The organism is Parachitinimonas caeni, assembly GCF_030129945.1.
GTDB classification, from domain to species: domain Bacteria; phylum Pseudomonadota; class Gammaproteobacteria; order Burkholderiales; family Chitinimonadaceae; genus Parachitinimonas; species Parachitinimonas caeni.
Window position 1 is genome coordinate 32,970 of the sequence record NZ_JARRAF010000010.1, and the last position, 11,356, is coordinate 44,325.

Consider the following 11,356-nt stretch of genomic DNA (forward strand, 5'->3'; position numbering starts at 1 on the left):
AAGAAAAACCGGGTTGATCCCCGGTTTTTCTTTTTATGGCTGCCAAGCAAAGCGCATAGCCAGCGCTGCTATTTGCTGAATCTATCGCCAAAGTTGACCAGCAATACGCCAACTAACAAACATGCCGCACCAATCAATCGGGGCGTGGACAGCTCACGCGTCGCCACGCCCAACCAGCCAAAGCGGTCAAACAACAGAGAAAACATCATCTGACCAGCAATGATCAGCGACACCATTGCTGCCACACCGATACGAGGTGCCAGCAACGTTGTGCCAAAGACAAAGGCAGCACCCATCAAGCCGCCAGTCAACTGCCACCAGGCAAGTTGATGTAATCCACCAAGTTGCTGCCAGCGCTGGCCCGTCAACAGCGCAAGCACCGCAAGGGCCGCTGTTCCAACGAGAAAGGACACGAGTGCCGCAAGCAGCGTACTTCCACCCAGCCCGACTTTGAGCTGATTGTTGACAGCAGCTTGAAGCGGCACGACACAGCCGATAGCAAACGCAAACAGCAGGCTGAAGGCGAGCATGGCGTTTAGTCTACCAATCCACGCGCCTCAGCAACCTGCCCCCGGTAGGCGTCAAAAATATGTCGCAACGCATCCTGCATGGTCACGGTGGGTGCCCAATCGAGATCCTGCATGGTGTTGTCGATCTTCGGCGTACGGTTCTGAACATCCTGATAGCCCTTGCCGTAATACTCGCCCGAAGTGGTTTCGAGAACTTTGACCTGAGCAGCCGAGTCACGGTACTCGGGGTATTCCTTGGCCAACTCCAGCATCATGCTGGCCAGCTCGCGCACCGAGTAATTGTTTTTGGGGTTGCCAATGTTGTAGATCTGGCGCGTCGCCTTGCCATCGGTATTGGCGATGATCTTCATCAGCGCCGAAATACCGTCGTCGATGTAAGTAAACGCACGGCGCTGGGCGCCACCATCCACCAGCTTGATCGGTTCGCCGCGCACAATATGGCCAAGGAACTGGGTAATCACCCGGCTGGAACCTTCTTTGGCGGTATGGATGCTGTCCAAGCCAGCACCAATCCAGTTGAAAGGGCGGAACAGGGTGTAATCCAGTCCTTCCTGCATACCATAGGCGTGAATCACGCGATCCATCAGTTGCTTCGAGCAAGCATAAATCCAGCGTGGCTTGTTGATCGGGCCGTAGATCAGCTCAGAATTGTCTGGATCAAACCCTTCGTCACGGCACATGCCATAAACTTCGGAAGTCGAGGGAAACAACACGCGCTTGTTGTACTTCACGCATTGCCGCACGATCGGCAGATTGGCTTCAAAATCCAGCTCGAAGACCCGTAGCGGTTGCTGCACATAGGTTGCCGGCGTTGCGATGGCAACCAGCGGCAACACCACATCGCACTTCTTGACATGGTATTCAATCCACTCACGATTGATGGTGATATCGCCTTCAAAGAAGTGGAAGCGTGGGTGGTCAATCAGATCGGACACTTTGTCCGAGAACATATCCATCCCGAACACCTGCCAGTCGGTGGTCTCGATGATGCGCTTTGACAGGTGATGGCCAATAAAGCCGTTGACGCCGAGGATCAGGATTTTTTTCATCGAATGGTCCTTTGCCAATTCATGGGCCGCTCGGCCGTGAGAGTTGTTTGGGGCACATCGCCCAGCAAAGTCGCTGCATTGGCTTGCCTGCAGCACTTTGCAAGAAGAAACGGTTGGAAGATGCCGATTGACGATTCAGTTTACAGATCGGGCTGGCCCAACTGATGCCAATCATCGGCAGTCAGACGCTCACCATTGAGCTCCGCCTCAAGCAGGTATAGCAACTCGCCATCCCCGCAGCGCACATAGAGCTGTCCTTGGTGTGCAAATAGGCGGCCTGGCGCAGAAATCGTCTGGCTGGCTGGCCGGGTGCGCCACACCACAAGCCGACCCGCCGGCATATCGTGAAAAGCTCCGGGAAACGGTCTTGTCACCGCACGGACGAGATTATGAACCGCCACAGCAGGTTTCGACCAGTCGATACGGCCATCCTCCGGCTTACGACCACCAAAATAGCCACCTTTTGATAGATCTTGTGGCTGATAGACCACTTCACCCTTCAGCAGACCAGGCAGTACGCGGTCCAGTGCCAACTCTGCGGCCACCGTCACCTTGTCGAACACTTCAGCTGCCGTATCATCCGGCAGAATCGGCACCGCCTGCTGCGCGACAATGGCCCCGTTGTCGGGTTTTTCATTCATCACATGCAACGTGGCACCCGCTTCACGCTCACCGTGAATGATGGCCCAGTTCACCGGTACTCGTCCGCGATACTTGGGTAATAAGGAACCATGCATATTGAAAGCGCCCCGAGCAGGGGTGGCCAACAGCGGGGCTTTCAGCATCAATCGGTAGTAGAAGGAAAACAGAAAATCCGGCCGGCAGGCTGCAACCTGGGCAACAACCTCATCGGCATTGGGGTCAGAGGGGGTGATAGCAGGGATTCCGTATTCACGGGCAGTCTGCGCCACGCTGCCAAACCAGATGTTTTCAGCAGGATTGTCTTCATGAGTTACCACCAGGCCCACCTCGACACCATGTGCCAGCAGGGTTTTCAGGCAACGCACCCCCACGTTGTGATAGGCAAATACCACTGCACGACTCATGCTTCCTCCTTGCGCTCCAGAACGCCAGCGACCAGATAACGGGGTCTGTCACGCACTTCCTGATAAATCCGGCCGATGTATTCGCCCAGCAGCCCGATGCCGAACAAGCAGAGGCCAATCAGGAAGAAAGCGATGCCGAACAGGGTGAATGTCCCTCCCTCTTCCGGGCCAATGATCAGACGTCGCAACGCCAGCACAACCGTCAACGCCCCGGCCAGGGCGGATACCACCATGCCCAGCAGTGAAAACAGCTGCAAAGGCATCAGCGAAAAACCGGTCATCAGGTCAAAGTTAAGGCGAATCAGGCTATACAGCGAATACTTAGACTCCCCGGCCACGCGCTCTTCGTGCCCGACCACCACTTCGGTCGGGTTTCGGGAAAACGAATAGGCCAGTGCAGGAATGAAGGTATGCATTTCCTGGCATTGATTGATGGTGTCGATGATGCGGCGATCGTAAGCGCGCAACATGCAGCCCTGATCGGTCATCTTGATACGGGTGATCTTTTCGCGCAGGCGATTCATGGCCCGACTCGCCACATGCCGCCACCAGCTGTCATTTCGCTGACGACGGATTGAGCCGACATAGTCATGCCCTTTGTCCATCTCGGCCAGCAGTGTGCCGATGTCCTCTGGCGGGTTTTGCAGGTCGGCATCCAGCGTGACGATGCGTTCGCCATGACAGTGGGCAAAGCCGGCGAGAATAGCCCGGTGCTGGCCGAAGTTGCCGTTGAACAGAACAACCCGCGTGACATCGGGCCGCTGATTGAACTGATCGGCCAGGATGGCTGCCGAGCGATCACGGCTGCCATCATTGACGAAGACGATCTCATACGGCGTATTCAACGCATCCAGCGCGGGATACAGCCTGGCAAACAATGCGTCCAGGCTCGCCTCTTCGTTGTAAACAGGGATGACAACCGACAGCACAGGTTTCATGCACACTCCTTATTGCAAAACGGGCCGCAAAACAGCCTCAAGCGCAGCACATACCCGGTCCACATCCTCGTCGCGCATGGCCGGGAACAACGGTAAAGTCACCGTTTCACGCCCGACCTTCTCAGCATTCGGGAAGTCCCCTTCCTTGTAGCCCATGCGACGATACAGGGTCAGCAGGTGAATGGCCGGGTAGTGCACGCCGACGCCGATGCCATGCCCGTGCATGGCCTGGATGAACTCGCCGCGCGTCATACGCATGCTTGGCAGCGGCAACAAAGGCTGGAACATATGCCAGTTGGAGTTTTCAAAGTCAGCCAGAGGCAAACCCAGCCCCAGTGTGCGATCAATCCGTTCGAAGTAACGCTTGGCCAGTTCTGCCCGCCGTGCATTGAAGCGCTCCAGATGCGGCAGCTGGCCCAGGCCAATCTGGGCCGCAACATCGGTCAGATTCATCTTGAAACCCAGAACATCGCAGTCAAGTGTTCCATCCGGAAAGCGGGTCACGCCCTGCAGGCGATAACGCTCGAACAAACGGGCCTCTTCTTCGGTATTCAGAACCAGACAACCACCTTCCGATGTCGTGATGTTCTTGTTGGCATGGAAGCTGATCGAAACGAGGTCACCAAACGTGCCGATCTTGCGTCCGCCGGAATGCGCCCCCATTGATTGGGCGGCGTCCTCCAGCACGCGCAGGCCGTGCTTGCCGGCAATCTGGTACAGGCGGGTCCGATCTACCGGCAGACCGGCCAGATCTACCGGAATGATGGCCTTGGTGCGCGGGGTAATGGCGGCTTCCAGTTGGTCGAGATCCATATTGCGGGTCAGCGGATCGACATCAACGAATACCGGCGTTGCACCAACATGCAGGATAACGTTGGCACTGGCCACCCATGACAAGGCAGTGGTAATGACTTCATCCCCTTCACCGACTCCCATCAGCTTGAGCCCGATTTCCATGCCTCCGGTAGCCGAATTGATCGACCGGACCGGCCGGCCACCGAAGTGCTCGGACAAGGCCGCCTCAAGGGCTTTTACTTTGGGACCGCTGGTAATCCAGCCGGAGCGCAGAACCTCACCGACAGCGGCAATCGTTTCTTCGTCAATCGACGGGCGGGTAAATGGCAGAAATTCCATATACTGATTATTCCTTCCTGCGGCTTCTAGCTTTTGGCAACCAGATAGACGCCGACAATAATGATGGCGATACCAATCATGCGCTGGGTGGTAATGACCTCACCGAATAGCGCGTAAGCGAGCGCGGCATTGACAACATACCCTATCGACAGCATGGGATAGGCAATACTGACATCAACCCGCGACAGCGCCATGATCCAGATACCCACGCTGACGACATAGCAGGACAAGCCACCGAAAATATAGGGGTTCGTAGCCAGCTGCCAGCCTATAGGCAAGACATTGGACAGGCTGAAATCAAAATGCCCAATCGCGCGGGTGCCGGCTTTCAGCGCCAGTTGCGCGGCGGCATTCAATAAGACTCCGGCCAGAATCAGGGCAAACTCAAGCGCTTTCACAATTCATCTCCACGGGGTTTACGGCAGCGGCGCAAAAGCCACTCGACGACTGTCTTCCGACAGCAGGCGCATTTTCAGGCCACGTTGCTGGAGTTCTGCGTAGAAGTCAGGGCTCGTGACGGCCACAGCATCCTTCTCGGCGGGCCAGCGAGCCAGAAACTCTGCCAGACTGATTTCATGCTTGCCGGGTTCCTGCCTGAGGCCGAACGACAGCTCGTCACCAAACTCCACCAGCGTGAAGGTGCGCTGCAGATAAAACGGCAGTGTCTGTTCATAGTGGCGCAAGCTGTAAAGCTTGGTGTTCGGACCGATATAGGGACGGATGTCATCGGCCAGACCTGCCGCACTGCTGGTTCGCCGCAGCTCGTTATGACCAAGCATGGCAACCTGCCCACCGGTCAGGGTGCCGATGGTGCAAGCCAGAATTGCAGCCCGCACCATTCCTCTACGGGCAAGCCAGCCTCCAAATGCCGCTCCCGCCACAATCAACCCGCCTGCTGCCACGACCCAGGGCGCGTAAGCATCAAATAAAGGACGGGGCAATTCCAGCTTGTAGTCAAAAGCCAGAATGGAAGGCAGCGTCATGGTGAATACACCAAGCACAATCGGCAGAATCAGGTGCCACCCAAGGTTTTTGGGTGCCATCTGGTCCACCACTCGAGCAAACAGCAGCGCCAATGCCGGGAAGATCGGCAGGATATACGACGGTAGCTTGGAGCCGGATTTGGAAAAGAAAGCAAAGATGAACACCGACCACACCAGCAGCATTTGCGCGGCCTGAAACCTGCCAGGCCCCCGTCGGCAACCAGTCACCAAGCCTTGGGGCAACAAACTCAGCCAGGGAATGACGCCAATCGCCAGAATCGGAAAGAAATACCACCAAGCCCCCTCACGTTTATGCTCGGTGGAGGTAAAGCGCTCGAAATGCTCATGGATGAAGAAAAAATGGGGAAACTCGGGGTTGCGGAGCGATACCCAGATAAACCAAGGTGCCGCTATCAAAAGAAACAACGCTATGCCACGCAGCAACTCCAGCCGTCGCCACAGATTCCAATCACGGCTCCAGACGGTGTACACCACCAGCACACCCCCTGGCAGCACCAGCCCGATCAAGCCTTTGGATAGTACCGCCAGCGCCATCGCCGCCCAGGCGACCAACATCCAGCGACGGGCCTCTCGCGGCGTTGCCTCATCACGCTGCGCCAGCAAGAACGCACATAGCGTCATAGCCATCCAGGCCGATACGCCCATATCAAGGGTCAGGAAATGGCCGTTGGCGATATGCCAGAACGTTCCGGCCAGCACCAGCGCGGCAATGTCCCCGACCCTTTCCCCCCACAAACGGCGCCCGGTAAAGCCGACCATCAGGATTGCCATAAAGCCCATCAGTGCCGGCCAAAACCGGGCCGACCACTCATTTTCGCCAAATACTTTATAACTGGCAGCCCCAGCCCAGTATTGCAGCGCGGGTTTCTCGAAATATTTGATGCCATTCAGGCGGGGTGTGACCCAGTCCCCAGTTGCGCTCATTTCGCGCGCAATTTCGGCGTAGCGTCCCTCGTCGGGGTGAATCAGCTTGCGGTATCCCAGCGCGCCAAACCACAGCACGGCCAGCAGGATGACGACAAGCCAACGGCGTAGATGAATCTGTGCAGCAGGCATGTGGCGGGTCAGCGGAGAAAAAACGTGCAAGTTTACTACGCCGCAGCTACGGCACGCGAGGCCACGCCTTGCCGCCTGCCCTGCTTTCGCTCCACAATCGTGCCGCTTTTGAATCGGGACGAACGCCATGCTGCTTGCACTGAAGATTGATGTTGATACCTACCGGGGCACCCGTGAAGGTATTCCGCCATTGGTAGCCGCCCTGCAGCGTCACCAGGCCGGGGCCACCTTTTTATGGAGTCTGGGACCGGATCACACGGGGCGAGCGATCAAACGGGTATTCCGTCCCGGCTTTCTGAGCAAGGTCTCGCGTACCTCGGTGGTGGAGCACTACGGTATTCGCACCCTGCTCTACGGGACGCTGCTCCCCGGACCAGACATTGGCCGTCGTTGTGCAGCCCAGATGCGGGCCGTCAGGGATGCAGGTTTCGAATGTGGCATTCACACCTACGACCATATCAAGTGGCAGGATTATGTGGCCAGCAAGGATCAGGCGTGGACCTTGCGCGAGCTGGAGCGGGCCCGCCTGCGCTACCAGGAAATTTTTGGCGAACCACCGAAGACCCACGGCGCTGCGGGCTGGCAGATGAACTCGCATGCGTATCGCTGGGAGGAAACCGTCAAGCTCGATTACGCCTCGGACGGACGGGGAACCCACCCGTTCTGGCCGGTTGTCGATGGTCAGCGGCTGAACTGCCCACAACTTCCGACCACCCTGCCTACCCTGGACGAACTGATCGGTGTCGATGGCCTGACACCGGAGAATGTGCATGAACATCTGCTCGGCCTGACGGCAGACGCCCCGGCTCATGGTCATGTATATACCCTGCATGCCGAGCTGGAAGGCATGCGCCTACTGCCAACGTTCGAACGCCTGCTGGCTGGCTGGCGTCGGCAGGGCTATCAGCTGGTTTCCACCCGGCGGCTATTCGAGCAGCTGGATCTGGCCCGGCTACCGGAACATGGTGTGGAAATGGGCGAGATTCCTGGCCGCTCCGGCACTTTGGCGCTGCAAGGCAAGGTACGGGGCTAGGCTCTGTTGACCTTAGGTTTTCAGTCGCGCCGGGCCGAGGCGCTTTTACCGGGATGTTCACGGCACAAACCGCAACAGCGCCTATGCTTGAATTAAGACCCTGCAGCAAGCAGGGTCAACGCTCCCCAAGCCCCGCCGACAATGATCAGCTCACATAAAGACAGCCTCACCGTTGCCACTTACAACATCCACAAAGGCATGTCGCCATTCAACCGGCGGATCACTCTGCACGAGCTGAAGGCAGCATTGGTTGCGCTGGATGCCGATCTGGTGTTTCTGCAGGAAGTTCAGGGCGAGCATCGGCTACGGGCAGCCCGTTGGGATCACTGGCCGGATCAGCCACAGCATGAGTTTCTAGGGAATGGCCTCAGTCACAACCATGCCTATGGCCGCAACGCCGTCTACCGGTGGGGGCATCATGGCAACGCCCTGCTCTCGCTCTACCCCATTCTCACCGTCAAGAATCATGACATCACGCTGAATCGCTTCGAGCAGCGTGGCTTGCTGCACTGCGAAATCGAGATTCCCCACTGGCCGCAGCCTCTGCATGCCGTGTGCGTCCACCTCAACCTGCTGGCAGGGGATCGTCGCAAGCAGATGGCTAATCTGGTAGCGCGGGTACGCACACTCGTCCCGCCAGAAGCCCCGTTGATCATCGCGGGTGATTTCAACGACTGGGGACGTGAAGCCTGCCGTTTCCTCGGCGATACCATCGGCGTCGTTGACGCCTTCCATTGCAAACATGGCCGGGTCGCGGCAAGCTTTCCGGCACGCCTGCCGCTGTTGCCGTTAGACCGAATCTACGTAAGAGGTCTGAATGTGCGGCACGCCCAGGCCCTGCATGGTGCGCCGTGGGACAGGCTATCCGACCACACACCATTGAGTGCCACCCTCTCCCTGGAATAACGCTTTGCTACGACGGTTGACGCGAACCCTGCCAGGAAACCGGCTCACCTTGCTTTGCAATGGTGCCGACTATTTTCCGGCACTGATTGCCGCCATCCAGTCGGCCCGACATGAAATTTTGCTGGAAACCTATATCTACCGTGTCGATACCACCGGACAGCGCATCGGCCAGGCCCTGCAACAGGCGGCCCAGCGCGGCGTAGACGTCTGCCTGCTGGTCGATGGCTTTGGCTCGGCCGATCTGCCCTCCTCCTTCCGTACCGAGCTACAGCAAGCAGGGGTAAAGCTGATGTTTTTCCGCCCGGAAATTTCGCGCTTTGCCCTGCAAAGGCACCGGCTGCGCCGGCTACATCGCAAATTGGCGGTAATAGATGGAAGAATCGGCTTTGTCGGGGGAATCAACATGCTCAATGACAACGACCACCCAGACGAACCACCACGCTACGACTATGCCTTACAGATAGAGGGGCCACTGCTAGGGCCTCTGCATGCTGCTGCCACGGCCATGTGGCGACGCACCGCCTGGATGCAGCTAAGACACGACTGGGCAGCAAAGCGCCCACTGCAGCCAATGCGTGCACCCGTCGGCCCCATGCCCGCTGCCTTGCTGGTACGTGACAACCTGAAACATCGACACGCGATCGAGACCGCTTACCTGAGCGCCATCCGCTCCGCCCGGCACGAAATCGTCATTGCCAATGCCTACTTCCTTCCTGGCTACACGTTTCGCCACGCACTGCTGGCTGCAGCACGTCGGGGCGTCAAGGTGACCCTGCTGTTACAGGGCAAGCGCGATCATGCGCTGTTGCAATATGCCTGCAAGGGTTTTTATCGGCGATTCATGAATGCAGGCATCGAGATTCACGAGTACACCCGCAGCTTCATGCATGCCAAAGTCGCAGTGATTGATGGCGAATGGCTAACTGTGGGTTCATCAAACATTGACCCTTTCAGCCTGCTCCTGGCACGGGAAGCCAACGTGGTAGCCAATTACCGACCACTGGCACAAACCCTGCGTGCCGATATTTTCCGTGCGATCGAGACCGAAGCCCGGCGCGTTAAAAAGCGGGAAGTGGTGCGCGCACGCTGGGTCTATGGTTTTCTGGCCTGGATGGCTCTGCTGATCGTCCGCGCCTTGATGGAGCTGGTTGGTTACGGCCACCGCGAATATCGCGAATAGCCCTGGCACCGCCTAACATTCAAAGAGAAGGCGACGCTCTGGGCAGACTGCACCGGTCTGCATGCCAGACCCTTTTCCCCAGTCGGAGAGAGCTTTTTGCCATGAGTCTTCCAGATTCCATTTCCACAGAGTCGCTGATCCTGTTTGCGGAAGACCACCATACCAACCGCAAGCTGCTGAGCCTGCATCTGCAAAAGATGGGCTTTGCACTGGAAAGCGTCAGCAATGGTCAGGAGGCGCTCGACGCCTGGCGTTCTGGCCGGTTTGCGCTGGTACTGACGGATTGCCACATGCCCGTGCTGGATGGCTTCGAGCTGGCAGCGGCCATCCGCGAGGCCGAGCGGGGAACATGCCATCGCACCCCCATCGTGGCACTGACGGCAGATGCGCACGAATCCGATAAAGCACGGGCCTGCGAAGCTGGTATTGATGAATTTTTAACCAAACCCATCGAGATGCAGCAGCTGCGGGAACGCCTGACACACTGGCTGACACACGGCACCCAACATCCGGCCCATCCAGGCGCGGCGCCCTGTACAACGCTGTCAGAGGCTATCGACACGCAACGTTCCCTGGCAATTCTGGATCAAGCCATCCTCTCAGAAATGTTTGGTGATAACCAAAGCCTGACGCAGACCATGCTAGGAAGCTTTCGCGTCGCCAACGACGAGGATGTCGCGGCGTTGAGGCTGGCAATTGAGCGGGCCGATGCGGCCGAAATCATGGAGCAGGCACACCGCATCAAGGGAGCGGCCCGATTGATTGGCGCCATGCGCCTGGGCGCAGAGGCTGCAAGGCTGGAACAGGCAGCGCGCGAAGCCGATCTGGGCAATATCCTCTCGACGCTGCCCGAGTTCGAATGCCAGCTGACCGCCTTGAATGCGGCCATTGACAGCTTCTACCAACGAATCCCACCCATGGGCGGGTTGTAGTCATCAAACACCAGACCATTCACTGTTTCGCGATAATTCACCGAAACACCGGAATACTGGTCTTTGGGCCTGACAACCTGCTGGCGGGCCAGCGCCGCTCTGACCCGTTTTTCCAGCTCGATGGGTTTCACCGGCTTTACGATGAATCCATCAACATCCAGCGCCATCGCCCGTTCGACCACGGCACGGTCGGAATGCCCGGACAAAAACAGGAAATTGGTATCACGAGACAGATCGGTCAACCCCATGCGAACTGCCTTGAGCAAGTGCAAGCCGTTGACCGGCTTCATGTTGATATCGCAAATCACCATATCCAGTGCCTGCTTGCGCATCACCTCTACGGCGGCATCAACAGAGTTGGCCTGAAAGACGCGATTGATGGTCATCGCGCCCAGCAATTGTCCCACGATGTCGCGGACAAACCGCTGGTCATCGACGACCAACACCTTCAGCTCAGAAAATTCGATTTGGTCGATCATGTTAGGTTCTGTTGACGTTAGGTTTACCGTCGCGCCGGATCGAGTTTTGAGGCAGGGCTATACCCGCAA

General features: G+C 57.6%; 12 protein-coding genes. 4 read left to right on the forward strand and 8 right to left on the reverse strand.

What is annotated here, in order from left to right; translation table 11 throughout:
• Positions 1–68 precede the first annotated feature (68 nt).
• The 7 genes from PZA18_RS10285 to PZA18_RS10315 all read right to left on the reverse strand — a co-directional run bounded on the left by PZA18_RS10285 (position 69) and on the right by PZA18_RS10315 (position 6,757).
• Entirely contained in the window at positions 69–530 is a 462-nt protein-coding gene (locus PZA18_RS10285) for a DMT family transporter (protein WP_284100753.1), read from the reverse strand.
• 5 nt (positions 531–535) lie between these two features.
• Positions 536–1,579: a bifunctional UDP-4-keto-pentose/UDP-xylose synthase gene (locus tag PZA18_RS10290; protein WP_284100754.1), complete on the reverse strand. Its 1,044-nt coding sequence runs from the start codon at positions 1,577–1,579 to the stop codon at positions 536–538.
• Between the two features lie 140 nt (positions 1,580–1,719).
• Positions 1,720–2,625 (reverse strand): formyltransferase, encoded by a 906-nt coding sequence (locus PZA18_RS10295; protein WP_284100755.1) that lies wholly within the window; start codon positions 2,623–2,625, stop codon positions 1,720–1,722.
• On the reverse strand, positions 2,622–3,563 hold the full coding sequence (locus PZA18_RS10300) for a glycosyltransferase (protein WP_284100756.1): 942 nt from the start codon (positions 3,561–3,563) through the stop codon (positions 2,622–2,624). Before PZA18_RS10300 ends, PZA18_RS10295 begins: the two co-directional genes overlap by 4 nt.
• 9 nt (positions 3,564–3,572) lie before the next feature.
• On the reverse strand, positions 3,573–4,697 hold the full coding sequence (locus PZA18_RS10305) for a DegT/DnrJ/EryC1/StrS family aminotransferase (protein WP_284100757.1): 1,125 nt from the start codon (positions 4,695–4,697) through the stop codon (positions 3,573–3,575).
• A gap of 26 nt (positions 4,698–4,723) precedes the next feature.
• Positions 4,724–5,095, reverse strand: a complete 372-nt coding sequence (locus tag PZA18_RS10310; RefSeq protein ID WP_284100758.1) for an EamA family transporter — start codon at positions 5,093–5,095, stop codon at positions 4,724–4,726.
• Between the two features lie 18 nt (positions 5,096–5,113).
• Complete coding sequence (locus tag PZA18_RS10315; RefSeq protein ID WP_284100759.1) at positions 5,114–6,757, reverse strand: glycosyltransferase family 39 protein; 1,644 nt, start codon at positions 6,755–6,757, stop codon at positions 5,114–5,116.
• A 127-nt stretch (positions 6,758–6,884) separates the two neighbouring features.
• Here PZA18_RS10315 and PZA18_RS10320 point away from each other — a divergent pair, with 127 nt between their 5' ends.
• The 4 genes from PZA18_RS10320 (at position 6,885) to PZA18_RS10335 (ending at position 10,808) form a co-directional block, all read left to right on the forward strand.
• On the forward strand, positions 6,885–7,790 hold the full coding sequence (locus tag PZA18_RS10320; protein WP_284100760.1) for a polysaccharide deacetylase family protein: 906 nt from the start codon (positions 6,885–6,887) through the stop codon (positions 7,788–7,790).
• Positions 7,791–7,931: 141 nt separating this feature from the next.
• On the forward strand, positions 7,932–8,696 hold the full coding sequence (locus PZA18_RS10325) for an endonuclease/exonuclease/phosphatase family protein (RefSeq protein WP_284100761.1): 765 nt from the start codon (positions 7,932–7,934) through the stop codon (positions 8,694–8,696).
• A 4-nt stretch (positions 8,697–8,700) separates the two neighbouring features.
• Positions 8,701–9,876 (forward strand): cardiolipin synthase ClsB, encoded by a 1,176-nt coding sequence (gene clsB / locus PZA18_RS10330; protein WP_284100762.1) that lies wholly within the window; start codon positions 8,701–8,703, stop codon positions 9,874–9,876.
• Between the two features lie 101 nt (positions 9,877–9,977).
• The gene (locus tag PZA18_RS10335; protein ID WP_284100763.1) at positions 9,978–10,808 is read left to right on the forward strand and encodes a response regulator; all 831 of its coding nucleotides are present in this window, start codon (positions 9,978–9,980) and stop codon (positions 10,806–10,808) included.
• Here the strand turns inward: PZA18_RS10335 and PZA18_RS10340 are convergent.
• Entirely contained in the window at positions 10,775–11,287 is a 513-nt protein-coding gene (locus PZA18_RS10340; protein ID WP_284100764.1) for a response regulator, read from the reverse strand. The two genes, PZA18_RS10335 and PZA18_RS10340, sit on opposite strands and share 34 nt — an antisense overlap.
• Positions 11,288–11,356: the final 69 nt, after the last annotated feature.